The sequence below is a fragment of the Flavobacterium sp. genome, assembly GCF_039595935.1.
In the GTDB taxonomy this organism is placed as follows: Bacteria; Bacteroidota; Bacteroidia; order Flavobacteriales; family Flavobacteriaceae; genus Flavobacterium.
In genome coordinates this window covers 2,166,940-2,192,950 of record NZ_JBCNKR010000006.1, presented here as the reverse complement: position 1 = coordinate 2,192,950, position 26,011 = coordinate 2,166,940, and the positions used below count along the sequence as shown (strand labels likewise).

Annotated in this window: 28 protein-coding genes and 1 pseudogene; 22 read left to right on the top strand and 7 right to left on the bottom strand. The window is 31.5% G+C overall.

Annotated features, from left to right (window positions below; all coding sequences use genetic code 11):
* Positions 1 to 23: 23 nt before the first annotated feature.
* From ABDW27_RS19205 to purU, 3 genes are all read left to right on the top strand, one after another.
* Positions 24 to 677, top strand: coding sequence for a hypothetical protein (locus tag ABDW27_RS19205; RefSeq protein WP_343697354.1), 654 nt, complete (start codon positions 24 to 26; stop codon positions 675 to 677).
* Between the two features lie 117 nt (positions 678 to 794).
* Positions 795 to 1,505, top strand: a complete 711-nt coding sequence (locus ABDW27_RS19200; protein ID WP_343697353.1) for a DUF4197 domain-containing protein — start codon at positions 795 to 797, stop codon at positions 1,503 to 1,505.
* A 103-nt stretch (positions 1,506 to 1,608) separates the two neighbouring features.
* Positions 1,609 to 2,463, top strand: a complete 855-nt coding sequence (gene purU, locus ABDW27_RS19195) for a formyltetrahydrofolate deformylase (RefSeq protein ID WP_343697352.1) — start codon at positions 1,609 to 1,611, stop codon at positions 2,461 to 2,463.
* Positions 2,464 to 2,772: 309 nt separating this feature from the next.
* Here purU and ABDW27_RS19190 read toward each other — a convergent pair whose 3' ends face one another.
* From ABDW27_RS19190 to pyrF, 3 genes are all read right to left on the bottom strand, one after another.
* Positions 2,773 to 4,266 carry a catalase gene (locus tag ABDW27_RS19190; protein WP_343697351.1) on the bottom strand — a complete coding sequence of 498 codons (1,494 nt, stop codon included), beginning with the start codon at positions 4,264 to 4,266 and terminating at the stop codon, positions 2,773 to 2,775.
* Between the two features lie 612 nt (positions 4,267 to 4,878).
* Entirely contained in the window at positions 4,879 to 5,679 is an 801-nt protein-coding gene (locus tag ABDW27_RS19185) for a helical backbone metal receptor (RefSeq protein WP_343697350.1), read from the bottom strand.
* Between the two features lie 227 nt (positions 5,680 to 5,906).
* Positions 5,907 to 6,734, bottom strand: a complete 828-nt coding sequence (gene pyrF, locus ABDW27_RS19180) for an orotidine-5'-phosphate decarboxylase (protein ID WP_343697349.1) — start codon at positions 6,732 to 6,734, stop codon at positions 5,907 to 5,909.
* 301 nt (positions 6,735 to 7,035) lie between these two features.
* Between pyrF and ABDW27_RS19175 the strand changes: the two genes are divergently transcribed.
* From ABDW27_RS19175 to ABDW27_RS19125, 11 genes and pseudogenes are all read left to right on the top strand, one after another.
* Positions 7,036 to 7,512: a DNA starvation/stationary phase protection protein gene (locus tag ABDW27_RS19175; protein ID WP_343697348.1), complete on the top strand. Its 477-nt coding sequence runs from the start codon at positions 7,036 to 7,038 to the stop codon at positions 7,510 to 7,512.
* Positions 7,513 to 7,620: 108 nt separating this feature from the next.
* Entirely contained in the window at positions 7,621 to 7,806 is a 186-nt protein-coding gene (locus ABDW27_RS19170) for a CsbD family protein (protein WP_012024385.1), read from the top strand.
* 162 nt (positions 7,807 to 7,968) lie between these two features.
* Positions 7,969 to 8,520, top strand: coding sequence for an AraC family transcriptional regulator (locus ABDW27_RS19165; protein ID WP_343697347.1), 552 nt, complete (start codon positions 7,969 to 7,971; stop codon positions 8,518 to 8,520).
* A 21-nt stretch (positions 8,521 to 8,541) separates the two neighbouring features.
* A pseudogene (locus tag ABDW27_RS19160) lies at positions 8,542 to 8,990 on the top strand (response regulator).
* A 14-nt stretch (positions 8,991 to 9,004) separates the two neighbouring features.
* Positions 9,005 to 10,789 (top strand): CHASE3 domain-containing protein, encoded by a 1,785-nt coding sequence (locus tag ABDW27_RS19155; RefSeq protein WP_343697346.1) that lies wholly within the window; start codon positions 9,005 to 9,007, stop codon positions 10,787 to 10,789.
* A gap of 136 nt (positions 10,790 to 10,925) precedes the next feature.
* Positions 10,926 to 11,516, top strand: a complete 591-nt coding sequence (locus ABDW27_RS19150) for a DUF4142 domain-containing protein (protein ID WP_343697345.1) — start codon at positions 10,926 to 10,928, stop codon at positions 11,514 to 11,516.
* 47 nt (positions 11,517 to 11,563) lie between these two features.
* On the top strand, positions 11,564 to 12,214 hold the full coding sequence (locus ABDW27_RS19145; protein WP_343697344.1) for a porin family protein: 651 nt from the start codon (positions 11,564 to 11,566) through the stop codon (positions 12,212 to 12,214).
* Between the two features lie 32 nt (positions 12,215 to 12,246).
* Positions 12,247 to 12,399, top strand: coding sequence for a lmo0937 family membrane protein (locus ABDW27_RS19140; protein WP_343697343.1), 153 nt, complete (start codon positions 12,247 to 12,249; stop codon positions 12,397 to 12,399).
* Between the two features lie 50 nt (positions 12,400 to 12,449).
* A complete protein-coding gene (locus tag ABDW27_RS19135; RefSeq protein WP_343697342.1) occupies positions 12,450 to 12,734 on the top strand; it encodes a YtxH domain-containing protein in 285 nt (94 codons plus the stop codon).
* Positions 12,735 to 12,772: 38 nt separating this feature from the next.
* Positions 12,773 to 13,129 carry a hypothetical protein gene (locus ABDW27_RS19130; RefSeq protein WP_343697341.1) on the top strand — a complete coding sequence of 119 codons (357 nt, stop codon included), beginning with the start codon at positions 12,773 to 12,775 and terminating at the stop codon, positions 13,127 to 13,129.
* A 38-nt stretch (positions 13,130 to 13,167) separates the two neighbouring features.
* Positions 13,168 to 13,548, top strand: a complete 381-nt coding sequence (locus tag ABDW27_RS19125; protein WP_343697340.1) for a hypothetical protein — start codon at positions 13,168 to 13,170, stop codon at positions 13,546 to 13,548.
* 366 nt (positions 13,549 to 13,914) lie between these two features.
* Here ABDW27_RS19125 and ABDW27_RS19120 read toward each other — a convergent pair whose 3' ends face one another.
* Positions 13,915 to 15,246 carry a DUF5723 family protein gene (locus ABDW27_RS19120; protein ID WP_343697339.1) on the bottom strand — a complete coding sequence of 444 codons (1,332 nt, stop codon included), beginning with the start codon at positions 15,244 to 15,246 and terminating at the stop codon, positions 13,915 to 13,917.
* 345 nt (positions 15,247 to 15,591) lie between these two features.
* Positions 15,592 to 16,668 carry a peptide chain release factor 1 gene (gene prfA, locus ABDW27_RS19115; protein WP_073409594.1) on the bottom strand — a complete coding sequence of 359 codons (1,077 nt, stop codon included), beginning with the start codon at positions 16,666 to 16,668 and terminating at the stop codon, positions 15,592 to 15,594.
* A gap of 308 nt (positions 16,669 to 16,976) precedes the next feature.
* On the opposite strand from prfA, the gene ABDW27_RS19110 reads away from it, so the two are divergent.
* Positions 16,977 to 19,445 carry a toll/interleukin-1 receptor domain-containing protein gene (locus ABDW27_RS19110; protein ID WP_343697338.1) on the top strand — a complete coding sequence of 823 codons (2,469 nt, stop codon included), beginning with the start codon at positions 16,977 to 16,979 and terminating at the stop codon, positions 19,443 to 19,445.
* 92 nt (positions 19,446 to 19,537) lie between these two features.
* Here ABDW27_RS19110 and ABDW27_RS19105 read toward each other — a convergent pair whose 3' ends face one another.
* Positions 19,538 to 19,861 (bottom strand): hypothetical protein, encoded by a 324-nt coding sequence (locus ABDW27_RS19105; RefSeq protein WP_343697337.1) that lies wholly within the window; start codon positions 19,859 to 19,861, stop codon positions 19,538 to 19,540.
* Between the two features lie 136 nt (positions 19,862 to 19,997).
* Here ABDW27_RS19105 and ABDW27_RS19100 point away from each other — a divergent pair, with 136 nt between their 5' ends.
* The 6 genes from ABDW27_RS19100 to ABDW27_RS19075 all read left to right on the top strand — a co-directional run bounded on the left by ABDW27_RS19100 (position 19,998) and on the right by ABDW27_RS19075 (position 23,226).
* Entirely contained in the window at positions 19,998 to 20,360 is a 363-nt protein-coding gene (locus ABDW27_RS19100; RefSeq protein ID WP_343697336.1) for a hypothetical protein, read from the top strand.
* 19 nt (positions 20,361 to 20,379) lie between these two features.
* Positions 20,380 to 20,706 (top strand): hypothetical protein, encoded by a 327-nt coding sequence (locus ABDW27_RS19095; RefSeq protein ID WP_343697335.1) that lies wholly within the window; start codon positions 20,380 to 20,382, stop codon positions 20,704 to 20,706.
* 3 nt (positions 20,707 to 20,709) lie between these two features.
* Positions 20,710 to 21,216 (top strand): hypothetical protein, encoded by a 507-nt coding sequence (locus ABDW27_RS19090; protein ID WP_343697334.1) that lies wholly within the window; start codon positions 20,710 to 20,712, stop codon positions 21,214 to 21,216.
* 373 nt (positions 21,217 to 21,589) lie between these two features.
* A complete protein-coding gene (locus ABDW27_RS19085) occupies positions 21,590 to 22,117 on the top strand; it encodes a hypothetical protein (protein ID WP_343697333.1) in 528 nt (175 codons plus the stop codon).
* A gap of 206 nt (positions 22,118 to 22,323) precedes the next feature.
* Complete coding sequence (locus tag ABDW27_RS19080; RefSeq protein ID WP_343697332.1) at positions 22,324 to 22,911, top strand: hypothetical protein; 588 nt, start codon at positions 22,324 to 22,326, stop codon at positions 22,909 to 22,911.
* 174 nt (positions 22,912 to 23,085) lie between these two features.
* The gene (locus ABDW27_RS19075; protein WP_343697331.1) at positions 23,086 to 23,226 is read left to right on the top strand and encodes a hypothetical protein; all 141 of its coding nucleotides are present in this window, start codon (positions 23,086 to 23,088) and stop codon (positions 23,224 to 23,226) included.
* A 17-nt stretch (positions 23,227 to 23,243) separates the two neighbouring features.
* On the opposite strand, the gene ABDW27_RS19070 is transcribed toward ABDW27_RS19075, so the two are convergent.
* Positions 23,244 to 24,035: a DUF5995 family protein gene (locus ABDW27_RS19070; RefSeq protein WP_343697330.1), complete on the bottom strand. Its 792-nt coding sequence runs from the start codon at positions 24,033 to 24,035 to the stop codon at positions 23,244 to 23,246.
* A 301-nt stretch (positions 24,036 to 24,336) separates the two neighbouring features.
* On the opposite strand from ABDW27_RS19070, the gene ABDW27_RS19065 reads away from it, so the two are divergent.
* On the top strand, positions 24,337 to 25,785 hold the full coding sequence (locus ABDW27_RS19065; RefSeq protein WP_343697329.1) for a hypothetical protein: 1,449 nt from the start codon (positions 24,337 to 24,339) through the stop codon (positions 25,783 to 25,785).
* The last annotated feature ends 226 nt before the right edge of the window (positions 25,786 to 26,011 follow it).

Genomic DNA, 26,011 nt, shown 5'->3' with positions numbered 1-26,011 from the left:
AAAAATCATTTATATTTTATTCAATGAAAAACAACAAATTCTTTCTCGTTATTCTTTTAATTACCGCAGTATATTTCTGTTATAAAATCTTCAACTTTATTATTCTCGATTCAAGAATTACTTATGATAAAAATACTCCGGCATTAAAACTTAGTAATTTTATAAATATTTCAGAACACAGAATTACCTATAATCAAAGTACATATATTGATAATAAATTTGTTGGTTTTAATGCTCTAATTGATAAAAACCATTTTGTAACCCTCACTAAATTAGGAAAAATAAGTTCTGATTTTAAACTCATTAAAGTAAACAACAGACCCGATAACAAAAACAATAGTAACATTATAGGTTTTACACCATCGGATGGTCGGGAGAAAGGCGCTCGATATCTTGATTTATCTTCCTATCCTTTTTCAACCAGTAAAAACTTGTACTATTACTTAAATGGGGAAATTATTAATGTAAACAAATCCGGTTTTTATGAAATTGAAATAATATCATCTCTTTTTAATATAAATTCATCAAATAAAAAAACTGGTGATTTTGGGTATATAATGTCAAAAAGCAGGTCGTCAATAAGTTTTATAAATAAAAATGGAAATCTGTTCTTGATTAATGTTTACCCTATTGAAAATGCAAAATATGAAAGTTTACATAGTTTATTGAAAATTTAGGACACAAAACTATAAATCAATGTTAATTCTCAAACAAAATACTACATGTTTTCGAATAAAATTGTGGCTCTATTTTTGAATAAGTAGTATTTTTGAAACTTAAATAAACCCCAAAAAATGAAAAAGATTTTATTATTAGCCGTTGCATTTTCTCTTACTTCCTGCGCAGAGATGCAGCAAACTTTAAATCAATTGCCACAAATTTCTCAGGGAATTGGAGGAGTTGATATTGCTTCTGGATTAAAAGAAGCTCTAAATAAAGGAATTACTGTACAAGTAAGTAAATTAACCGCAGTAGACGGTTTTTACAAAAACGAAGCTGTAAAAATTTTAATGCCTGAAGAATTACAAAAAGTTGACGCCACTTTAAGAAAAGTAGGTCTTAGCTCTCTTGCCGATGAAGGAATTAAAATGCTGAACCGTGCTGCAGAAGATGCAGTAAAAGAAGCCACACCAATATTTGTTACGGCTGTAAAAAATATGACTTTTACAGATGCTAAAAATATCTTGTTAGGAAATGACAGTGCTGCCACAACTTATTTGCAAGGAAGCACAACTACAGCTTTATACGGAAAATTTAATCCTGTAATTAAAAGCTCGTTTGCCAAAGTAGGTGCTGATGTTGTCTGGACAAAAATTATCAATAAATACAACACTATTCCGCTTGTGAAAAAAGTTAACCCTGATTTGACTGATTATACAACTAATCAGGCTTTGTCTGGTGTATTTAAAATGATTGCTGTAGAAGAAAAAGAAATCCGTAATAACATAAGTGCAAGAACAACTCCGCTATTAAAAAGTGTTTTTGCTATGCAGGACGGAAAATAATTTTCGTTTAACTGTTTAATCGTTTAATTGTGTAACCGAAATTTACGATTCTGCATTTAAACGATTAAACAAATCAACAATTAACCGATTAACCAACTAAAAGATGCAAAAAATAACCATTCTTATTCACTGTAATGACCGAAAAAACATTATTGCTTCTGTAACGACTTTTATTGCCAAAGTTGAAGGAAATATAACTTATATCGATCAGCACGTTGATGTAGAGCAAAATGTATTTTTTATGCGATTGGAATGTGAATTTACCAATCCGAAAATTACTATTGAAAGTCTAAAAGAAGAATTCAATAAAACACTTGCCGTCGATTTTGATATGTCATGGGAATTGTACAATCAGGAACAAAAGCCAAAAATGGCCTTATTTGTTTCTAAATATGATCATTGTTTATTTGACATTTTAGGCCGTTACAGCGCAGGTGAATTAAATATTGAAATTCCGGTTATTATTAGCAATCACAACGATTTAAGATCTGTTGCAGAACGTTTTGACATTCCGTTTCATTGTGTTCCTTTTACCAAAGACAATAAAGAAGAAGGCGAAGCAAAACAAATTGAACTTTTGAAAAAATATGATATCGATTTTATTGTTTTAGCTCGCTATATGCAGATTATTACGCCAAAATTGATTTCTCTTTACGAAAATAAAATCATCAATATTCATCATTCGTTTTTACCTGCTTTTCCGGGTGCAAAACCCTACCATTCAGCTTTTAAACGTGGCGTAAAGATTATTGGAGCAACAAGTCATTATGTTACCGAAGAATTAGACGAAGGTCCGATTATCGAGCAGGATATCGCAAGAGTTTCACATATTCATTCTGTAGAAGACTTTATCATGAAAGGACGTGACCTGGAAAGAATCGTTTTAGCAAGAGCCATAAAACTACATTCAGAGCGTAAAACAATGGTTTACAGCAATAAAACGGTGGTTTTTTCTTAAGATGCTAAGGTTCTGAGGCACTAAGACTCTAAGCTTTTTGGAAGGGTTTATTTTATTAACCTTTGAACCTAAATAGAACCCGATCAGATTTCTGGTTATTTTGTACATATAAAACTGGACTGAAGTCCAGCTCTACAATATAATTTGTTCCTTCGGAACTATAAAAAGAGCCTTCGGCTCGATCCATATTGTAGGGCTGGACTTCAGTCCAGTTTAAATTCATATTGATATCAAATAATAAACCCGACAGGTTTTAAAATCTGTCGGGTTTTCTATTAAAATAACTTAGCGTGTTAGAAACTCTGAACCTTATCTAACAACAATTGACAATCTTGGATCATCAAAAGTGTTTACTTCATCCATCGTTAAACCAAGTGCATTTGCAACACCTTCTCCATATGCAGGATCGGCTTTAAAGCAGTTTCTGATATGACGAATTTGGATAAACTTTTGTGCGCCTCCAACTTGGGCTGCCGTATTTTTAAATAACAATTGTTTTTTCTCAGGAGTCAATAAATTGAATAATAATCCCGGCTGTGTGAAATAATCATTATCATCATCTCTAAAATTATGCGCCCAGGCATCTCCGTGAAGTTTCAACGGCGGTTCTTTAAATTCTGGCTGTTCCTGCATTTCTCCAAAACTGTTTGGCTCATAATGTTTTTTCGATCCGTTATTGCCGTCTACGCGCATTGCTCCGTCTCTGTGAAAAGTATTATACGGACATCTTGATGAATTTACAGGAATTTGGAAATTATTAACTCCTAAACGATATCTGTGAGCATCTCCATAAGAGAACAAACGTGCCTGAAGCATTTTATCTGGTGAAAAACTAATTCCCGGAACCACATGTGCCGGATTAAAAGCGGCCTGCTCAACTTCGGCAAAATAATTTTCAGGGTTTTTGTTTAGTTCAAATTCTCCAACCGGAATCAGTGGAAAATCGCTTTTTAGCCAAACTTTAGTCAAATCAAAAGGATGGAAACGATAATTCTCAGCTTGTTCTTCAGTCATAATCTGAACAAACATTTTCCATTTCGGAAAGTTTCCTTCTTCGATCGCGTCAAATAAGTCTCTTTGGTGGCTTTCTCTGTCGCCACCCACTAGTTTTGCCGCTTCTTCATCAGAAAGATTATCAATTCCTTGTTGTGTTACGAAATGGAATTTCACATAATGTCTTTCATTTTGTTTGTTGATAAAACTAAATGTGTGGCTTCCAAATCCATGCATGTGTCTGTAAGAGCTTGGAATTCCTCTGTCGCTCATTACAATGGTGACCTGATGTAATGCTTCTGGTAATAGTGTCCAAAAATCCCAATTATTATCAGCACTTCTTAAATTGGTTTTTGGATCACGTTTTACAGCATGGTTCAGATCAGGAAATTTCATTGGGTCACGGAAAAAAAATACTGGCGTATTATTACCTACTAAATCCCAGTTTCCTTCATTAGTGTAGAATTTCAAGGCAAAGCCCCGAATATCTCTTTCCGCATCTGCGGCACCCCTTTCTCCTGCTACGGTAGAAAATCTAACAAACATTTCAGTTTTTTTTCCAATTTCCGAAAACAAATCGGCTCTTGTATATTTGGTAATGTCGTGCGTTACGGTAAAAGTTCCGTAAGCCCCAGATCCTTTGGCATGCATTCGTCGTTCCGGAATTACTTCACGATCAAAATGCGCCATTTTCTCTAAAAACCAAAAATCTTGTAATAATACAGGTCCGCGAGGTCCCGCCGTCTGAATGTTTTGATTGTCTGGAACAGGTGTTCCTGTAGCAGTTGTTAATTTTTTGTTTGATTCCATAATGCTGATATTTAATGTTTTATCAAATATACAAACTAATCATTACGATATCTATAAACAAAATCGATTGCTATTATATTTTAATAAACAGAAATTATTTAACGCTGCAAAAAGCTCAAAACAAAGATTTTGCAAATCTTAACTTATGACCAACAAAGTAATAACAAAACCTTAACAGCAAAAGATTGATATATGTCAGACCTTTGTAAGGTAATAAACTGGTTATTTATTATTTTGGTTTTGGTTAGTTAAATGATGCCGGCATCTACGAGATGTCGGCATTCTTTTTTGGATTAAACTCCAATAAAAAAATTCCAAATTCCAATTTAAGCAAGTTTGGAATTTGGAATTTGAATTTATTAAAATTTTAAATTCATACATTAACTTATATCCAACAAAGTAATAACAAGATCTTAACAGCCTTACATTGATTTATGTCGGATCTTTGTAATGTAATAAACTGGTTATTTATTATTTTGGTTTTGGTTAGTTAAATAATGCCGGCGTCTTCGAGATGTCGGCATTCTTTTTTGGATTAAATGCCAATAAAAAAATTCCAAATTCCAATTTAAGCAAGTTTGGAATTTGGAATTTAAATATTGGAATTCTTTTCTAGTTTTTCAATCTTTCATGAAGTAATTTAAAATAGCTGAAAGCCTTTAATAATCGACTGCCGTGCCAGGAAAACATTTCACCGTCAACGAAAATGGTTTTAGCATGATGTGTAAATCTTCCAATTTCAAAGGCATCTTCTTCTTTAAAAGGATAAGGCTCAGAAGAAAGAAACACAAGATCAGGATCGCCTTCTAATCGCATTTTTTTGAGTTCAATTTCCGGATAACGTCCTTTATCTTCGTAGATATTCTTAAAATGATTCAGTTTTAATAACTCATTTATATATGTATCATTTCCTGCAGCCATATAAGGGTTTTTCCATATAAAATAAGCCACTTTTTTTTCAGGAACATCCTTAATATAGTTTTTGAAATCATTGAGGGCAAAAGCCAGTTTATCATTCCATTTTTGAGATTCAGTTCGGCAGTTAAACAACTGTCCAAAATCTGAAATCATCTGAAAATTATCTTCAACAGTAACAATATTCGTAACCCAGACCGGACATATTTCTTTTAACTGATTTACAATCTCTTCTGTATTTTCTTCTTTATTGCAAATGATAATATCGGGCTGAAGCAGTTTGATTTTTTCGAAATGAATTTTCTTTGTCCCTCCAACAATCTTTTTGGTTGATTTAAAATGATAGGGATGTACACAAAACTTCGTAATTCCGATTATTTTTTCTTCTAAACCTAAATCATATAATAATTCGGTTTGTGAGGGAACAAGTGAGATAATTCTTTTTGGAGAATTCTCAAATAAATGATTTGTCCCGAGTTGGTCTTGAAATTCTTTCATTGATTTAGATTGTGGTTTTAACGCAAAGTGCACCAAGTTTTTTCCGCAAAGTTCACAAAGAAATTATATGCGTAGTCTTATAAAAGTTTCTAAAGTTCTCAAAGAAGCGTCTAAGTTTTACTTTAAGTAAGCTTTGAGAACTTAAAAAAACTTCAATTCAAACCTCTGCAAACTTTGCGGAAAAAACTTGGCGCACTTTGCGTTAAAAATTATGTTCAAAGCAAACTTTAAACCTGAAACTTTAAACGAATAATCTCCTCCATTTCCTGTTGTACTTTCAAAGCCTCTTCTCTCGCCTTTTCAGCAAAATCTTTTCCATTTGAAGCATAAATAATAGCTCTTGCCGAGTTTACTAAAAGTCCCACTTTATCATTCATTCCGTATTTGCATACTTCGGATAAACTTCCGCCCTGAGCGCCAATTCCCGGAACTAGTAAAAAGCTGTCCGGAACAATTTTTCTGATATCGGTAAAATATTCTGCTTTTGTTGCGCCTACAACGTACATCAAGTTTTGACAGTTTTTCCACGTTTTAGAAGTTTCTAAAACTTGTTTATATAATTCTGTTCCGTTTGTGTTTAAAGTCTGAAAATCGAAAGCGCCTTCATTTGAGGTTAAAGCCAGCATTATTGTGTGTTTGTTTTCAAAAGCAAGAAAAGGTTCTACAGAATCTTTTCCCATATAAGGAGCAACTGTTACACTATCAAAATTCAAATCTTCAAAAAAAGCTTTAGCGTACATGCTTGACGTATTTCCAATATCGCCTCGTTTTGCATCGGCAATGGTAAAAATATCAGGATAATTTTCGTTGATATAATTAATTGTTTTGTGCAGAGACATCCAGCCTTTTATTCCGTATGCTTCAAAAAATGCTGTATTTGGCTTGTAACCTACTGTTAAATCATGGGTTGCATCTATTATGGCTTTATTAAATTCGAAAATAGGATCTTCTGTTTCTAATAAATGTGCCGGAATTTTAGTTAAATCCGGATCTAAACCAACGCATAGAAATGATTTTTTTTGAAGAATTTGTTCGTGTAGTTGTTGTGTTGTCATATTGTTTTTTACTTGTGGCGCAAAATTACAAATTATAATGATTAATTGTTAATTGTTGATGGTTGATGGTTGGTTTGGGGTGATTTAATATTATTGTCAGGCTGAGCGAAGTCGAAGCCCGTTTCAATTGAGATGCCCTTCGACTTCGATCAGGGTGATATCTAATTATTTTTAATTTTTAATTTTTAATTTTTAATTCACTACCAACATTGAATTCCTATAACATCTTCAAAAAATTGTGTAAAGAAAAATGCCGGGTGTCTTTTTACTTTTGAAAATAAACCCATAAATCAGACAAGTTATGACAACGCCACATATTGGAATCTCAAGCGCAAATTTAAAAAAGAGCGCTACTATATTAGCGACGATTTTATCTAATGAAATGACGCTTTATGTAAAAACCAGAAAGTTTCACTGGAATATTTCAGGAAACAGTTTCATGGAACTTCATAAATTATTTGAAGAGCAATACCGAATTCTGGAAGCTCAAATTGACGAGGTTGCAGAAAGAATTAGTCAGCTTGGCGAAAAAACCATCGGAACTATGAAAGAGTTTATCGAAAATTCGACTCTTAAAGAATCTCCTAAAGAATATGCTTCTCAAAAACACATGCTGGAAGAACTTCTGGAAAATCACGAACAGCTGGTAACGGAGTTTAGAGATTATATTCCGGTTTTTGAAAATGAGACAAACGATGCCGGATCTGCTGATTTTGTTACAGGTTTATTGCAGGAACATGAAAAAATGGCCTGGGTTTTACGCCGATATCAGGCATAAAAAAATCGCGAAATGTGAATTATGCAACGATCAGGAAAATTTTTGTAACGCATTCCAAAATGAGAAATTGCAACTTTACATTCACAATAATTACAAAAAAACGCGATCATGAATACGACAGAAATAAAAGGAAACTGGAATGAGCTGAAAGGGAAACTAAAGCAAAAATATGCTGAGTTGACAGATGATGATTTAATGTTTGCTGAAGGTAAAGAAGACGAAATGTACGGAAGACTACAGCAGAAATTAGGTAAAACTAAAGAAGAATTTCATCAAATTTTGTCAGACTTGTAAACCTTACTGACTCAATCAGGGAATACCGTCTAGTAATAAATGTATTAGACGGTATTTTTTTGAAAGTTTTATTTTAAAATATCAATGTTTAATAGTTTTTATAAAACTTTAAACGCGGTAACCAAAAATAAATTAATTATCTTTAACCAAATTTTTTCAAAAATGAAGCTATTTATAAAGTTCGACATTAATACCATCTGTTCACTTTATCTTAAACAAAACCTAGAAAAGCAAAATATCAATTTTACGACTTTAGGATTTGGTGAGATTGAGATTGATGATAACATTGATGCAGATGCACTCGAAACTTTAAAAACCAATTTAAGTCCGCATGGATTTGAAGTTGTTGAAAATCAAAAGAGTGTTCTAGTCCAAAAAATTAAAGATGCTATTATTGAGCTCGTCTTTATGGAAGACAGTAACAACTACAAAAGCTCGGTATTTTTAGCAGAAAAACTGAATCATAGTTACGGTTATTTATCCAATGTTTTCTCGGAGGTAACCTATTCTTCTATAGAAAATTTCATCATTTTACAAAAAATTGAAAGAGCAAAACAATTGATAATTATCAATGAAATGAGTTTGACAGAAATTGCTTTTTTATTAAATTACTCAAGTGTAGCGCATTTGAGTACACAATTTAAAAATACAACAGGTATTACACCTTCGGCATTTCAGAGGATAATTAAGAAACGTAGAGAAAATTTAAAATAAAAACCTAAATACCATACTAAAATGCAGAAAAACGCATTAAATATTTTACTGGCGGATGATGATGAAGACGATCGTCTTTTTTTAAGGATGCTTTTGAAGAAATTAAAATACAAACTAACGTAGAATTTGTTCATGACGGGATGCAGTTGATGGATCATTTAATGGATTCTGATAATAAACTTCCGGATATTTTATTTCTGGATTTGAATATGCCAAAGAAAACCGGAAAAGAATGTTTGATTGAAATTAAAAAAACGGAGCATCTAAAAAATATAATTATTGCTATTTACTCTACTTCATCTTCTGAAGAAGATATTGAAGATACTTTTATTCAGGGTGCCAATATTTATATCAAAAAGCCAAGCGATTTTAATACGCTGAAAAAAATAATTAATGAAGTCGTGACCGTAAACTGGCACTATCATACCTCTGGGTTAAATCGTGATAATTTCTTGCTGCGACTAAAATAAAATAATAGTAACCAATGAAATGGATACCAAATTTTAATTCTTCAAACTCTTTGAGAGTTATTTTTGTAATCGCAGTTTTCATTCTGTTATTTCTTTCTTCTATTGCTTACAAACATAATCAGGACTTGAACGAATCGAGTAAACTGGTTATGCATACGTATGAAATAAACATTCAGTTAGAAAGATTAATGTCGGCAATTAAGGACGCCGAAACGGGCCAGAGGGGTTACATCATTACTCGAAATGCCCGTTTTTTAACTCCTTATATTTATTCCCGCGATAAGGTAAACACTTCATTTATTACTTTAAAAAAATTAACTGCTGATAACCCTGTTCAGCAGGAAAATCTTCGAAAATTATTTAAACTCATTATTCAGCGTTTTGTTTCTTTCGAAAATTGTTTAAAATACAGCGATCCCAAAACATATGATAAACGCAAACTCGACAATCATATGTTTGGGGGACGAATCCTGATGGAAAACATTCGTTTTAAAGTAGACGAAATGAACGACATCGAGAAAACGTATTTAAAAAACAGACTTAAAATTTATGATGACGAAATTTCTTTAAGTCCGCTCTTCTCTATTTCATTATTTTTAACGGCTTTATTTTTTATTCTTTTAGCTTTCAGACAAATCAGCAAAGATTTTCAACGTCTAAAAGTTTTCAATAAAAAACTTTTAATCTCAAACGGTTTAATTTCTGAATCTGAAGCAATTGGTAAATTCAGCACCTGGCAATGGGATTTAGATGCTGATAAAATTGAATATTCAGACAATCAATTTCGTTTATTGGGTTACGAACCTAACGCATTTGTTCCTATAAAAGAAACTTTTCTGAATTTTGTACACCCGGATGATAAAGAGAATATTTCAAATTCTATTGAAGGAATTATTAAAAACAAACAACTGCCTTTTATTTACTACAAAATAGTACGTCCTAACCACGAAATAAGATATTTTAAATCAACAGGAAAATTACTTACTGACCTGCAGGGAAATAATATTTTACTGGGAATTAATTTTGATATTACAGATGAACATCTTTTAAATATAGAATTACAGGAACGTAATAAAGAGCTTGAAAAAAGCAATAAAGAACTTGCTTCTTTTAATCACGTCGCGAGTCATGATTTACAGGAACCACTTAGAAAAATTCAAACTTTTATTTCGAGAGTTTCTGATACTGATAAAGCAGTAATGTCTGAAAGTGGAAGAGACTATCTGACCAAAATTGAAGTTTCGGCAAAAAGAATGCGTATTTTAATTGATGATCTGCTTTTGTTTTCGAGAACCAATACTACTAAAAAGGAGTTCATAAAAACAAATCTGGATGAATTACTGGCAAATGCCGAATCTGAACTTACTGAAATTATTGAAGAAAAAAGCGCCGTTATTGTAGCTAATAAACTTCCAAAACTGGCCGTTATTCCGTATCAGATCGAACAGCTTTTTATTAACCTGATCGGAAATTCATTAAAATACAGCAAGCCCAACAGTATTCCATCTGTTACTATTGAAGCCACAAAAGTTGATGCTGAACATTATCCGGAAATTTTAGATCAAAATATTAAAAAGTATCATAAGATTACTTTCACGGATAACGGTATGGGGTTTGATCCTCAGTTTAAGGAAACCATCTTTATTTTGTTCCAGCGTCTGCATTCTAAAACCGATTATCCGGGAACAGGAATTGGTCTTGCGATTTGTAAGAAAATCGTAGACAACCATAAAGGCTATATTTTGGCCGACAGTGAGCCGGACAAAGGTTCTGTTTTTACTGTATTTCTTCCTGAATAACACTCGAAAAAGCCTTAAAACACTAACATTATTAACGTTATATAAATTCTTTATGGGAATTATATAACGTTTCTTTTTTATGCTGTAAGGTAAAATCTTTCATTCGTTAGCATCTTTGTAATGTAATACTTGAGAAGTGAAAAAGAAAACAATATCTGTAGCGAAAGTAACTGTTCTGAAAGTGCTTTTTTTATCTGTGACGGCTGGTATTTTATCATGCAACAGAAAAAATGGATTTGAAAATAATACATTAGAAAGCGCCATAAAAAAAACAGAAACTTTTGCACAAAATGAAACCGAAGAAACAGAAGCTTATTTCTTCGTTGAAACAGCTAATATTGGAAAAACTATTATTTCTAAAAGTCAAGTTGCACAACAAAAAAGTTCAGACAAATCGATAGTGATTTTAGGTAAAAAAATCGAAGACAATCAAAACAAAATGCTGCAGGAAATAACAGAACTGGCTAATAAAAAGCTGATTATAATTTCTGAAATAAATGCGGCGCACAGAAGAGATACTTACGAATTGATTACCGCTAATTCTTCAGATTTCAATACAGTTTATCTGAATTCGATAAAAGAATGCCTGAAACAGCAGATTAATTTACTAGAGATCGTTTCTAAAGAAACCAACGATAAAATAATTTTAAAATTAGTATTGAAGTATTTGCCTGAACAATTTGATTTATTGAGGGAAACCGAAGATAAAATCAACCAAAAAAAGTAAAAAACGAATTATTTAAAAGCCCAGATTACTAACTAAATTATTTAATTATGAAAATGCAAACAAATTTTTTATGCGCCTTAACACTTTTTATTTCAGCTTCATTTGGAATGCTGCACGCTCAGGACAATAATGTAAACACAGAGTTTGGTGTAAAAGGAGGATTTAACATGTCGAATTTAATATCTGATGGAGACAACGAACCTAATGATGAAAATATTCTATACGGTTTTAATGCCGGTGTTTATGCCACATTACCTATTTCAGATTTCGTAGCAATTCAGCCAGAGATTTTATTTACAACAAAGGGTTCTGAATTAGAATACGACAATGCTTTTGCATCAGGAAATGCTAAATTCAGATTAAATTATATCGAAGTGCCTCTTTTAGTAAGAGTTAACATTACTAAAAACTTTAATGTTCATGCCGGTGGATATGCATCGTATCTGGTAAGTTCTAAAGTTACAGGAGACGGAACTTTTGACTTTAATGAAGACATCGACACAGACGATTTAAACAAATTTGACGCAGGTGTTTCTGCTGGTGTTGGTGTAGATTTTAACCCAATAAGCATTGGATTACGTTACAATTACGGTCTTACAACTGTTGGAAAAGAAAGAACTGTTGCGGGAACAACATATACGTTTCCAGACGCAAAAAACAGCAATTTGACATTATACCTTTCGTATAAGTTAAATTAAAAAAATTAATTAACCCATAAATAATAAAAACCATGTCAAACTTATTATACACCGTCGCAGTAATACTGGTTATTCTGTGGGCTCTCGGTTTCTTTGTATACAGTTTTGGGAGTATCATTCATATTCTTCTGGTAATTGCCATAATTGCCGTTCTGTTAAGACTTATCAAAGGCCGTGAGGTTTAAAAATTAATCAACATTAAATAAATATATTAATCTATTAAAAATCAAATATTATGAAAGCATCTAGCACAATTTTAGGATTCGCAGCTGCCGCTGCAGCAGGAGCATTATTAGGAGTATTATTCGCACCAGATAAAGGTTCTAACACAAGAAAAAAAATCAAAGATAAATCAAAAGATTACAGCGATAATTTGAAAACAAAATTTGATGGTATTGTAAGTACAATCACTTCAAACGGTAAAGAAATTATCGAAGAGGGAAAAGCAAAATTCAATCAGGTAAAAGATGATTTTAATACAGTTAAAGATGAAGCAAAAACTGTAAAATCGAACTACTAAAATACAAGTGATTTTTTCAAACCATAAATACCAATATCATGGAACCAAATGCAACAACAACCAACGAGAATTTAAATCTTTATGAAAAAGCTGAAAACTATACTAAAACTAGTTTAGAATTATTAAAACTCAAAACAGTATGTTCAGTTGCCGATGTTGTATCATCGTTAACATCTAAGATAGCAGTTGGAGTTGTTGTTGCATTTTTTACCTTATTCCTTAATGTGGGTTTAAGTTTATGGATTGGAAAAGAACTGGGAGAATACTATTTAGGCTTTTTTATCATGGCACTTTTCTATTTAATTGTTGCTATTGTACTGCACAAAACGCATCATAAGCTGATTAAAACTCCTATTGGAAATTCGATTGTATCGAGTATTTTAAAAGAAAAATAAATACTGATTTAACTAATTAATAACTAAAAAAGACTGATATGGAGGCTATTTATACTATTGATGAATTAAATCAGAGAATAAAATTGTTAGAAGTTCGCCAGGATGAAGAATGGTGCGCGATTAAGGATGAAATCGATGAAATTAAAGAAAATTTAAAACCTATTAATCTTATCCGAAACACGGTTGAAGAAATCAACGAAACAGTTGGTTTTAAGAGTCATCTGGCACAATCAGCCGTAAGTATAGCAATAGGATATCTTGCTAAAAGATTTATTGTTGGAAAAGGTGATACCATGTTTAAAGGTATTTTAGGTTCAATCGTTCAGCTTATCGTAACCAATCTGGTTTCAAAACCAAGCGAATCTTCGCATGACTCTTCAGATGAAGAAGAAGAATCATCACAATACGAACCATCATAAGAGTAATTGTCAAACTTAAATTTTAAATGTTATGGAAAAATTAAGTCACATAGTATTAAAAAATGGTGTATACATGTACTCTAATCTATATAAATGTTTTGAATACACAAGAGTATTTTTAGGTATCTAACCCGCTATACGTTTCTTAACTTATAACAAACGATTAAACGGTTAATACGTCACTATATTTTTTAAGGTTCTGAGGTGCTAAGGTTCTAAGATGCTAAGGTCTCTAAAGACTCTAAGTAAAAAAGCTAAAGTTCTCTCAAACCAAAAAAAGAGATTGTTTCACACAGGTGAAACAATCTCTTTTTCATTTAAAAAAATAAAAAACTTAGAAGCTCAGCATCTCAGAACCTTAGCACCTTAATTATAATTTTGATAAATAGGCAGTTTCAAACCAACATATACATTACAGCCTTTAGAAGTATCTGAAAATAAATTAGAGAAAAGTGTTCCTGAACCAACAAATAAAGGTCCGGCTCTAAAACCGGCTCCAATCTGTGTTCCGCTGTATTGCATGTAAGTTACCGGAACGTAAAAACTAAATTGTCTTGTTTCGTATCTCGGCGTAAAACTAACCGAATTAGCAATTGCTGTTCCGTTGATTTTTTTAGCATCGACTAATCCAAAATCAGTACTTAAATTCAGGTAGAATTTGTTGTCAATATTCCAGTCAAAATTAGTGTGAAGAGCCGTTGGTAAATTGGCCTTTACTCCTTTTCTGGAAGATATTTTAGTATAATTGTCATTAAAAAACTCAAAAATATCATCAGAATCATCAATATCATTTTGAGTAACACTTCCGGTTAAATTATAGGTGTTTTCAATAGCATTTTTATAATTCAGTTTTCCTATATCCGTTACGGCAATGGCCGCTTTTAGTTTATAACGGTTTCCGATACAAGTATGGCAGTTCGTGCGATATTCATACGTAAAACCTAAATCTACTCCCACTCCGGCCGAAGTCATATCGAATTTTGGATCTTTTCCATTTTCATAATCATAACTAGCAGAAGTTCTAAGTGTTCCCGTTGAACTATAAGTGCTCAAAGCAGGAGCAGCATCATTTTTATTAAAAGCCACACTTAAATCACTTCCGTTAATATAACCATTTACACCTGCTATTAAATATTTTAATGTAATTCCGGCTTTAATAAAATGTACATCATGATCTAATAATATTGTTCCGTAACTGGCTCCAATTTCTGCCCATGAATTCGTAACTCCATTTGGATTTCCGCCTGTAATTGTAAAACTATTCGATGCATCAATATCTTTATTTACCTCATCAATAAGCTGTCCGTTTACATCAACCGCATTTGTAATACTGCGAACACGTGTAAAAAGGCCAATACTATGCTCTGGCGTAATATTCATCATAAACGAAGGCCCTAAAATATCTACATTAAAATTCCCTCTGTTATTGGTTTTAAAATTTTTCTTCGCATCTGTATCCAGATCATAATTACCATCAAATATTTCTGCAAAATTAACGCCGTACAAATCATTTTGTCCGGTCGCACTTACTGACGAAATTGTAACATCGGCTCGGTACTTAGAATCAACAATAGCTGACGGATTGAATAATACACTCTGAATTCCGGCATAATTATCGTCCCGAAATCCGAAATACGATTGCGACCGCGCATAAAAAAAGCTCCCAAAGAAGCAAAATAAAAGTAGAGTTCTCTTCATAAATTGGTTTTAAATTGGTTGGCTAGTATTTTCTTTTGTTTATCAAAGATTTACAAATATTAAACAAAAAAAGACAATAAAAAAGGGTATTATCCCCTAAATTACTGATACTCTGAGTTTTTAAGAAAAGGTTTATAATTGGGAAGTAGATGATGGTAAAAAAAGGTACTTTTTTTGAGATGCTAAGATACTAAGGTTCTAAGATGCTAAGGTTTTGAGTTTTTTTTTCTGAAAAACTTTGTTTTCGTTTTTGGCAATAAAAAAAGCCGAACATAAGTTCGGCTTTTTATTATATAATCTTCTAAGGAAAACCTTAGAGGCTTAGCATCTTAGAACCTTAGCTCCTTAGTACACTTCTGACGCTTCCTTCAATTTCTCCATATTGTTCACCAACTGAAGCTCAGAAACGATTTTCTGAATATCACCGTTCATGATGTTTCCTAAATCGTAAAGCGTTAAACCAACACGGTGATCGGTTACACGACCTTGTGCATAGTTGTACGTACGAATTTTAGCGGAACGGTCACCAGAACTTACCTGAGAACTACGTTTTTTAGCGTCTTCTTCCTGCTTTTTGGCCAATTCCATTTCGTATAAACGAGAACGTAATACCATTAAAGCTTTATCTTTATTTTTGTGCTGTGATTTTTCGTCCTGACACTGCGCTACTAATCCGGTTGGAATGTGCGTTAAACGTACTGCCGATTTCGTTGTATTAACCGACTGTCCTCCAGGTCCTGATGAACAGAAGAAATCTACACGAACATCATTCATATCTACTTGTACATCAAACTCTTCTGCTTCTGGTAAAACCATAACAGTCGCCGCCGATGTATGTACACGCCCTTGTGTTTCAGTTTGCGGAACACGCTGTACACGGTGAACACCCGCTTCAAACTTTAAAGTTCCGTATACATCTTCTCCGGTAACTTCAAAAATTACCTCTTTGAAACCTCCGGAAGTTCCTTCGTTCATATCCACAACAGAAGTTCTCCATCCCATTGTTTCACAGTATTTTGTATACATTCTGAACAAGTCACCGGCAAAAATACTCGCTTCGTCCCCACCCGTTCCGGCGCGAATCTCCACCATTACGTTTTTAGCATCTTCCGGATCTTTAGGAATCAGCATAAATTTGATTTCCTCCTCTAATTCCGGCAAACGTTCTTTTGCTTCATCCAACTGCATTTTGGCCATTTCAACCATTTCAGCATCGCTTCCGTCAGCAATGATTTCGTTAGCCTCGTCGATATTTGCTAAAACTATAATGTATTCTTCTCTCTTTTCAACAAGCGCTTTTATCCCTTTATATTCCTGGTTAAGCGACTTATAACGTTTTTGATCAGAAATAACATCCGGCTGAATAATCAAATCCGAAATCTCATCAAAACGCTGCTTTACATATTGAAGTCTATCTAACATTTTCTAATTCCTTTTAGTGGTCGGCAAAATTACAAAATTTTTGTGGATTATTCTAGTGGTTATTTTTTGGGAAATTTATATTGTAATTTGATGTTTTTTGATTTTGAAAAACAGGGGTTTTTACTTGGTGGTTAATTTGAAAATTATGCGATGTTTGTTTTATTAAGTAAATTATTAATTATAATTTGTAAAAATCATTATAAGATTTTCAATAAATAATATTTATATATTTGTCTTATAAAAACTACATTATAGCATCGAAAACATATAAAAATTTAAGTAAATCAATCTTAATTAAATAACTCCAAATGAATAAAGTATTTTTATCTCATAGTTCTAAGCAAAAAGGATATGTTGAAACCGTAGCAAATAAATTAGGGAAAAATAAAATAATTTATGATAAATATAGTTTTGAAGCTGCTGAAATTACTTTAGATGAGATATATAAAGGAATTGACCAAACAGGTATATTCGTTTTTTTTATATCTAAAGATTCATTAACAAGCCCTTGGGTAGAAAAAGAAATTTTAAAAGCCGAGGAGTATGTTAAAAATGGTAAGATTAAAAAATTTTTACCAATTCTGATAGATCCTGAAATAAAACATGATAGTGAATTAATTCCTGATTGGATTAAAGATAATTATAATTTAAAATATTTTTCAAAGCCAACAAAAGTACATGACTTAATAAAACAATCACTTATGATTGTAAACTGGGAATTATATCCAAAAAGAAAAGCATTAAATCAATTGTTCATAGGTAGAACAAATCAGATAAAAGAATTTGAACAAAGAATATATGATTATAATCTCCTAACACCATCTAGTATTTTTGTAAATGGATTATCTAGTATTGGTAGAAGAAAATTTTTAAATCATGTTTTAGTAAATTCAAACTACATTAAAAATAATTATGAATTCCCTTCAATTATATTAGACAATCGTAATTCTATTGAGGATTTTATTATTAAAGTATTTGGGTTAGGTTATTCTGAAAAAGATGGTTTTGAAATAGTAGATTTATCTACAAAAACAATTGATGAAAAAGTCGAACTGGCTTTTGATTTAGTCCTAGAATTAGAAAAAAATAGAGATATACTTCTCGTTTTGGATAATTATTCCATTATTAATTCGACTGGCCAATTATCTGATTGGTATATAAAATTGATTGAAAAAATGTCAGATCTAAATACATTATCAATTTGTATTATTAGTACTTCTAAATTAAAATCATTTATATATAAAGATTTGACAAATATCTTTTCAATAAATATTCCTGAACTTGAACCATATGAAAGAGCTAGTTATTTTCAAGCACTATTAAAAATTGAAGATTTAGAGATTAAAAGAGAAAATTTTAAAATAATTACAGACTTATTCAGTGGCTATCCTGAACAGATAAGTTTTACTAACTCACTTTTAAAAAGTGAAGGAGAAGAGTATTTAATAAATCATTTGAATGAAGTTGTAGATTTTAATTTAGAAAAAGTAAGTCGAGTCTTAAAAAAATTTAACGATAATAAATTAGCAATTCAAATTCTAAAATTACTATCTGATAGTGAGTGTATTAGTTTAAATTTTTTAGAAAGTATATTAGACGATGATTTTGAGAAAGCAAAAGAAATAATAAGTGAATTCAGTAATACCTTTATTATTGAATATATAGGGAGTAGTAGAGAATTTATTAGGTTAAACGATTCTATAAAAGATTATGTCCAAAGAAATAATTATTCTTTGGATTCTAAATTTAAGAATAATATTATAAACCATATTAATGAATCATTTGAATCATTAGAAGTACTTGAAAGTGATACTTCAGACTTTTATATTTCTATCAAAGAAGCTCTTAAAAATGACCTTCCAATACCCGAAAAATTTTTAATACCATCTCATTATATCAATGCGATGAGAGACTTATACAACTATGAGAACAAATATAATGAAGTTATTGCTTTAGCCGATCGAATCCTACTTAATGAGAATTATTTAGATAAAAAAATCATTAAAGAGATTAGATATTGGCTTTGTTTAGCTTTATGTAGAAAAAGAAATGAAAGATTATTGCAAGAAGTACAAAAGATAGATGGAGTTGATCACAATTTTCTTCTTGGATTTTATTATAGATTGAAAGGTAGAAACCTAGATGCAATTGACAAGTTAAATTCTGTTCTAGCAATTAATCCAAGATTTTATAGAGCTAAAAGAGAATTAGTTCAAGTTTATATTAATATTGAACGTTTTAATGATGCATTAATTCTTGCGAGAGATAGTTATTTATTAGATAAATCTAATCCATTTAATCTACAAAGCTATTTTAGATGCTTAATAAAAACTACCGGTATAGCAAGCAAGTCTGAATTAACGAGATTACTTTTTGAGTTAGAAAAAAATCCACATGAAAAAGCACAAGAAATGTATTTAACAGCTAAGGCTCAATACAAATGCTTTATTGAAAACAATAAATATGATGCATTAAACTCCGTTGATGATGCTATTAGTGCATATCCGAAAAACATATATCCATATTTAACAAAGTTAGATATATTAAAAAAATATGATGATTACACTGGATTAAATAATTTAATTCTCGAAATCAATAATTTATTTGATCGAGATAATGAAATCTTTAGAAGATTGATGTATTTAAAAGCAGTTATTTATGTACGATTAAATAACAACGATAAAACTGGAGCCTTGGATTATTATTATCGTAACATCGAAAATAAATTTGGTCAATCAGTAAATGATATAGTGATTAATGAAATAAATAGTAAATAACCCTCAGCTCCCCTGCTGGCGCGAGCGTCTCGCTCGTGCCTATCTTACGTTCACGAGCGAGACGCTCGCGCTAGCAAGAGAGCAAGATGAAACTATTCCTTGTAATAAAGTTTATACAAATCATCCAACAATAACATTTCTTCTTCCGGCAGAAGCTGTAATGCAATTTCTAGTAAAGTCAATACATTAATATCGGTATCTTTATGAAAAACGGCTAAACTTCGGGCTTCTTTATTCATTAGAACAATGCTGGCTTTAAGCAAATCTGAAACCATTAGATTTAATTCATTGTATGAAGAAACTTTTAGCGGTATTGTAAACGAATTTTCTTCCTTATGCTCTGGTTTTAGTTTAGTGAAATACTTTCTTTCATTCATCAATACTAACAATTTTTCGGTTCTTTCTTTATTTTGCATTTCTATGATTTTTTATTCTAAAACGAAATTAGAAATAATAGATTATTTTTAAGTGATTGTAAACAATCAGGCGTATACAACCGAATTTAAAACTTACATGAAATATCTTATATTTGATAAAACAAATAAAAACTAAATGGAGGAAAGATTCTGCTGGCGCTGTGACACAGAAGTCAAAATGCTTGACGACAATGAATTTAAGTTATGCCGTGATGCATGGTTTGAAGGAAAGGAAGTTGTTGAAAAAGAGCTAGAAAAAAGAAATATTAAAGATTTTGTCTGGTTGGATAAAGTCGAAACTTTTGAACAGTATCGTTATTTACTTGAAATGTACCGCATATTAACCGGAGAATATGAATCAAACCCTTTGGCTATTTTGCATCATCAAAGAAGTCAGTTTGGAAAAGATTGTCCAAACTGCAATAAACCTTTCAGAACCTCAAGAGCGATATTTTGTGTAAGTTGTGGTTATGGTTCAGAAAACCTGACTAAAATTTAAACGTCTATTTAAGAAAAATATGCATAGAAAACTTTTGTATAAAATAATTCTATTATTTGGAATTTGCTTCTGTTTCATCTCTTGCAAAGAAAAAAACAAAAATGAAATCAAAATTACCGAAAGTCAGGCTTTGCAAATTGCAAAACGATACGGTATTTCTGGAGACAATGTTGAGATATACTTTGATACCTATACTTACTCAAAAACCACTTTAGGATACCAAAAAGGAAAAAGGAAATTGTATTATTGGTATGTTTCTAAAAAATGTAATCATTGTCCATTTATACAAATTGACGCTGTTACAGGAAATGTCTTTTTTGAAGGCAAATACACCTATATATATTAAAACATGGAAAACAGCATTGAAAAAAATTTACAAAATCTAACAACCCAATTACTTGAATTGGTAAAACTGAATTGCTGGAATACTATTTCTGACAATTTAATGTTCATTCTTTCAGATATTTCAGAAATTGAGGGAGAAAACTTTTTTATTCAACGTGTTAATAAAAACAAACTTAACAAGAACAAAACACCCAAAAGTTTTAACGATGCAATCACAGATCTTGAAAAGATTTACGATTCGATTTATGATATAAATTTGTATATTTATAAAGCAGAGAAAAATCAAACTATTATTGATATCAGGTATTTTCTTAAAACCAAACTTGATCCTGATTTTTTGAAAACACTAGCGAATACTCCGCCAATGCTGCACTGTAAAATAGAGCGACCGCCTTATCTCAAAAATGATAAAGATAAATTCGACGTCAACTGGGAATTAGGAGGAATAAGATACAACTGGAATATTTTTTGGTGGAAAGCAAACTATAAACTTGAAGCGTATCTCAGATAATACAATTAAACAAAAGCAAATCATGGAAAACTTCGACTGGACATCCTTCACCAATCTTAAATCGGTTTACGCAATAAAGACAGCGATTTGGATCCTAATGATTAATAATTAAGTTAATTCTTAATTGTTAAATTAATCCCTTCCCGATCCAAAAAATCCTTCAAGGTTTCATCTTTATTTTTAAGAAAATATTTACGGTTTATCCGTAAAATTATTGATTTCAAAGAAGTTAAATTTGAGAGAAAGCTTTATTCTAATTTTTTATCTGTTGATTGTTATTTCGAAAACCTAAGAAATGATATTGATTTTAAACTTAGAATAAATCTCTCAGAAATTCCCATAACAACTTTAATCAAAATTAAACTTGAAAATCATGAAAAAAATGAAAAACCAGTTTTTCGGTAAATCGCTGATGTTTGCTTTTGCGATTTCAGCATTGTTTTTATTTCAAAATTGCTCTGAAGAAACCCCCGACTCCAGCAATATCGATAATGGATTGAAAAAAGAAACATTATCAAAAGACAATCAAACGTCAAAAACCGCTGCCACAACTACTATAGTAAGCTCTCAGGTAACGGGTTCTGGTCCGACTTACATACAAGCCGGCACAAGTTTATTTGAATGGACTTATACCGGAACTATTCCAAACCCGGACTTAAACAGTATTATTTGGTGGTACACAAAAGTAAATAACAATGGCGAGGCTCCTTATGCTATTGGATGGGGTGCAACGGGTTATTTTATGGCTGTTCCTGACACTTATTTTTCAGATCCCGGATTAGGAACTTCTGATTTTAAAATTTATATAACAATAAAAGATACTAACGGAAATCTTTATAAAAGCTCTGCTATTTATAATATCATGAAAAAAGGAAAATATAAATTAGAAAATTCGCTATAATATAAATTGGCCTTTGTTTCTAAGAAATAAAATTTAAAAAGCTGCAAGAGAATATTTTTTGCAGCTTTTTTTATTGAAAATCAAGTGTTTTTACTTAATAAAATATTGAATTTTAATACGATTTTTGTCTTAAATAATTTATACGATTAATAAAAATACAGTCGCATAAAATAACCTTAATGCATCAACCTTAAACCTAAAGTAATATGAATTTTAAACCAGGTGATTTATTTTTTGGATTAATGGAATTTCTGGCTTTTATAGTTCCGGGATTTATTCTGTGTATTACCTTACCGTTTATATTAGGTTATTGCTTACCAGAGCCATTTGATATTATGAAAAAAGAGCCTATTACTTTCGCATGGGTTTCATTTCTGTTAATTTCTTATATAATGGGGCATTTTTTACATCATATTTGTGCTTTACTTCTAAATCCTTTATATAACAAGACTTATTTTATATGGAAAAAAAATAAGTATAAAGACTTTATTACGAAGAGCGAAAAACTAATTGGTGATAAAATTAAAGTTCATAATGGTTACTTAAAAACAGCCGAAGCTTATTTAAAAGTTAATCACACATCTTTAATTCCCGAATTGGAAAAACACCTCGCAAATTCTAAATTATTCAGATCACTTTGTTTATTGAGTTTATATTTATGTTTTCTTCCTAATATTGATTGCTGGACAAGGTTTTTTCTAATATTATTTTCTTGCTTATCATTCAGTAAATTTGCTCATGAAAGATGGAGTCATCGTATTTCGGTATATCGATATTTTAATTTGGTGAATTGATTGTATATAATTTTATATTTCAATGTAATTCCCATATAGTTAAAATAAAAAATACTTAAATAATCTCTTTATACCATTCAAAATCTGGACTTTTAAAGACATAAAATTTGGACTTCCCAGCAAAACATGTCTGTCGTTTTTAAACTGAACTTTGCAATATTAAAATTTAAAAAAATGACAAATTCAGAAAAAAGCAAAACAGTTTTAGTTACGGGCGGTTCAGGTTTTATTGCCGTTCATTGTATTTTAAAATTACTTAAAGAAGGTTATACGGTAAAAACAACGCTTCGTTCAAAGAAAGAAGTGGTGTTTTAGGATATTTCTTATTGAATTTACGCCGTAACGCACTCCATATTTTTTTCTTCCATAATCTGTAGATCAATGATTTTTTGAGCTATAGTTCCTCTTTCAAATAAACGAATGAATTTAAAAATAGCGCTGACATAAATTCCTGGATTTGAAACCAGACGGGCAATTTCTGTAATTCTTTTATCTCTTTCCTCTATACAGGCTTCGGTTTGATTTTCAGGAAGAACTACAAATTCATTAGCAAATTTCCAGGCACCATTTCGGGCAGTTTCCATACTAAAATCAATAAAAAAGTTGTCAATTTTTCCAGTCAATTTCAGCAAAATTGTAAGCGTAGGCCAAATCTTGATTAAGCATTTTTCTACGCCTTCTACCAAACTGCTCAGTATAAAATTTATTTTGTCGAAATCGGCTTTTAAGTCTGCAATGTCTTCAGCAGTACTAACCTGAGCGGCTGCAATTCCCAAATCCAGATTGATATGAGCATTCATACCCAAAAGTAAATGCTGGATCACAATTGGCCAGAAATTTTCTGCCTGCTCAAACGAAAATGCCCAGCATTCAGATGGTTTTTCTTTGGCTTTGTACTGATAATAAGCTTTGATGTAGCGATTGGCAAAAATAACATCGAGTTTTTCCATTCGTTCTCCATTTTGAAAAGAACCATTGGCAATTCCTTCTTTTATTCGTACCGTAACTTCCCGGTACAACATGGCGAATAAACCTATAGGGCTTTGTTCGATTTTTGATCTTTCGATAATTTCGTCCAATATCTGAATTACTTCATTTATTGTAGTGGCTTGTTTTATATTCATTTTGGTTGTTTTTGGTTAAACGAATATACTTATTTTGAAGTAATTATCTTATTATTTTTTATTGAAAGTCTTTTAAAAAATCTTTTATTGAAATAATAAATTCAATCGTAAACTTAGGATTTTAGCTGTATTTTTCAAAAATCAATTAGTCAAACCCGTAGTATTTATTAGTACCATTTTTTATTGGTTTCATACCTAAATATAGAGGTCTTATGACATTTCTTTAGTAGTCACTTTCTTAATTATCTACTTTCAGGTATTCAAAAACAAATAAATCAAAAATTAACTAAAGCCTCATGCTATGAAAACTACAAAAATGGTGTCCCTTTTTATCGTGCTAATCACGTTATGCGCCTGTAAAAAGGAATCAAAAGGAGAAAAAGATAATTATACAACTACAACCAAAAGTACCGCTTCTTCTGAGTGTTTAGCTCCCGCAAGCTGGTTTACGATTGTAAACAACACGCGCCAGACTCCTCCGCCTAATGAAGGACCAACAAGCGTATTTGCTAACAATGCAACGGTAACAAATTGTGACTTTCATCAATGGTCATGGCAAAAATTTCTTTGGCTTACGAATGAAACCAAGGGAGTACCATTCTTTATTAATAATATGATTCAGGTAAATGCTGCTGGTCAGAAATTAGATCCAAGTAACGGAATTGTTTTAACAGATACTGCTCAGGCAAGTGGTAAATCTGATATTTTAAAAACGCCTGTTTATCCATCAGGAGTTCCAAAATCTACTACGGTTTATTATTCTATATTTATGGATAAACTTATGTATGGAACTATGCTAAAATACGGTCCGATAGCCAAAAATGACCCTACACAGGTAAAAGGTATAACTTTTCCTGTAGGTTCATTAGAACTTAAAACTTCATGGATAGATGCAAGTGTTCTTAAAGATACTTCTAATTATTTTGTTACTCAGGGAACGATAAATGGAGTAAAAACAAAAGTGGCACTTTTAGGAATGCACGTAGTTGGAATTGTAGAAAACCATCCTGAGTTTGTGTGGGCTACTTTTGAGCATGAAAACCTTGCGCCTGCTTATGACTGGTCTAAAGCTACGCCAACAACTGATGCTCCGGTAACCAGTACGGTTGATTATCCATTTTTTAATAAAGCTAATACTGCAACCGTTACTAACATAACTACAGGAAACGGAATTTATACAGATGTTTTTTCTGTTTACAAATATGGTGTTCCTGTAGAAAAAGCAATGAAAGGTTCTCACAATGTTCAGCTTTATATGAAGACAAGCCAAAATGGTTCACAAAACTTCAATAATATTCGTACTATTAATGCAAGCGTTAAGAAACAGTTGACAGGTGTTTGGAACAATTATTTTTATAATGGTTCACTATGGATTAATACTGAAGGATACAATGGTACTCCGGCACAAGCAGCCTTATTAGATTCATTAAGTTATAACCTTTCAAATTCGCAGCCAGGTGACTTAACCAGAGGTTCTACTGCAGCTTACAATATTACTATGGAAACTTATGTTCAGGTAGGTTTTGGTCCTACATCTATACATGCAAATACAGTAGATAATCTTGTTAATTGCTTCTCATGCCACAATACATCTCATAAGTCAAATCTTTCTCCTCTTTTTATAAGCCATGTATTTACAGGATATGTAGGAAGTCTGCAAGGTTTAAACAGAACACAAATCAAAGACGAGCATGTTAAAGAGATTGTTAAACAATTCAATGTTCGCCTAAAATTAAGAACCAAAAAATAATCTGCTTTACTTTTAAATTTACTAATTGAAAAAACCACAAGCTTCTGTTTGTGGTTTTTGTGTTTTATAAATCATACATAAAATTAAAATAGCCAGTATTTTTTCACGCCGATTAAAATCAATTCTATTCAATTTCTTTAAACTAATCTGCGCACATTTGCTCAAATCTCTTTTAAATCTGCGTGAAACAAAAACTTAGTATCTTAGAACCTTAGCAACTTTTTAA

Coding starts and splice junctions, on each gene's coding strand:
- ABDW27_RS19175 (WP_343697348.1), top strand. CDS start 7,036: ATGACAACGCCACATATTGGAATCTCAAGCGCAAATTTAAAAAAGAGC.
- ABDW27_RS19120 (WP_343697339.1), bottom strand. CDS start 15,246: ATGAAGAGAACTCTACTTTTATTTTGCTTCTTTGGGAGCTTTTTTTAT.
- ABDW27_RS19200 (WP_343697353.1), top strand. CDS start 795: ATGAAAAAGATTTTATTATTAGCCGTTGCATTTTCTCTTACTTCCTGC.
- ABDW27_RS19070 (WP_343697330.1), bottom strand. CDS start 24,035: ATGAATATAAAACAAGCCACTACAATAAATGAAGTAATTCAGATATTG.
- ABDW27_RS19170 (WP_012024385.1), top strand. CDS start 7,621: ATGAATACGACAGAAATAAAAGGAAACTGGAATGAGCTGAAAGGGAAA.
- ABDW27_RS19080 (WP_343697332.1), top strand. CDS start 22,324: ATGAATTTTAAACCAGGTGATTTATTTTTTGGATTAATGGAATTTCTG.
- ABDW27_RS19110 (WP_343697338.1), top strand. CDS start 16,977: ATGAATAAAGTATTTTTATCTCATAGTTCTAAGCAAAAAGGATATGTT.
- ABDW27_RS19100 (WP_343697336.1), top strand. CDS start 19,998: ATGGAGGAAAGATTCTGCTGGCGCTGTGACACAGAAGTCAAAATGCTT.
- ABDW27_RS19095 (WP_343697335.1), top strand. CDS start 20,380: ATGCATAGAAAACTTTTGTATAAAATAATTCTATTATTTGGAATTTGC.
- ABDW27_RS19125 (WP_343697340.1), top strand. CDS start 13,168: ATGGAGGCTATTTATACTATTGATGAATTAAATCAGAGAATAAAATTG.
- ABDW27_RS19130 (WP_343697341.1), top strand. CDS start 12,773: ATGGAACCAAATGCAACAACAACCAACGAGAATTTAAATCTTTATGAA.
- ABDW27_RS19090 (WP_343697334.1), top strand. CDS start 20,710: ATGGAAAACAGCATTGAAAAAAATTTACAAAATCTAACAACCCAATTA.
- prfA (WP_073409594.1), bottom strand. CDS start 16,668: ATGTTAGATAGACTTCAATATGTAAAGCAGCGTTTTGATGAGATTTCG.
- purU (WP_343697352.1), top strand. CDS start 1,609: ATGCAAAAAATAACCATTCTTATTCACTGTAATGACCGAAAAAACATT.
- ABDW27_RS19155 (WP_343697346.1), top strand. CDS start 9,005: ATGAAATGGATACCAAATTTTAATTCTTCAAACTCTTTGAGAGTTATT.
- ABDW27_RS19205 (WP_343697354.1), top strand. CDS start 24: ATGAAAAACAACAAATTCTTTCTCGTTATTCTTTTAATTACCGCAGTA.
- ABDW27_RS19140 (WP_343697343.1), top strand. CDS start 12,247: ATGTCAAACTTATTATACACCGTCGCAGTAATACTGGTTATTCTGTGG.
- pyrF (WP_343697349.1), bottom strand. CDS start 6,734: ATGACAACACAACAACTACACGAACAAATTCTTCAAAAAAAATCATTT.
- ABDW27_RS19135 (WP_343697342.1), top strand. CDS start 12,450: ATGAAAGCATCTAGCACAATTTTAGGATTCGCAGCTGCCGCTGCAGCA.
- ABDW27_RS19145 (WP_343697344.1), top strand. CDS start 11,564: ATGAAAATGCAAACAAATTTTTTATGCGCCTTAACACTTTTTATTTCA.
- ABDW27_RS19185 (WP_343697350.1), bottom strand. CDS start 5,679: ATGAAAGAATTTCAAGACCAACTCGGGACAAATCATTTATTTGAGAAT.
- ABDW27_RS19065 (WP_343697329.1), top strand. CDS start 24,337: ATGAAAACTACAAAAATGGTGTCCCTTTTTATCGTGCTAATCACGTTA.
- ABDW27_RS19085 (WP_343697333.1), top strand. CDS start 21,590: ATGAAAAAAATGAAAAACCAGTTTTTCGGTAAATCGCTGATGTTTGCT.
- ABDW27_RS19075 (WP_343697331.1), top strand. CDS start 23,086: ATGACAAATTCAGAAAAAAGCAAAACAGTTTTAGTTACGGGCGGTTCA.
- ABDW27_RS19105 (WP_343697337.1), bottom strand. CDS start 19,861: ATGCAAAATAAAGAAAGAACCGAAAAATTGTTAGTATTGATGAATGAA.
- ABDW27_RS19190 (WP_343697351.1), bottom strand. CDS start 4,266: ATGGAATCAAACAAAAAATTAACAACTGCTACAGGAACACCTGTTCCA.
- ABDW27_RS19165 (WP_343697347.1), top strand. CDS start 7,969: ATGAAGCTATTTATAAAGTTCGACATTAATACCATCTGTTCACTTTAT.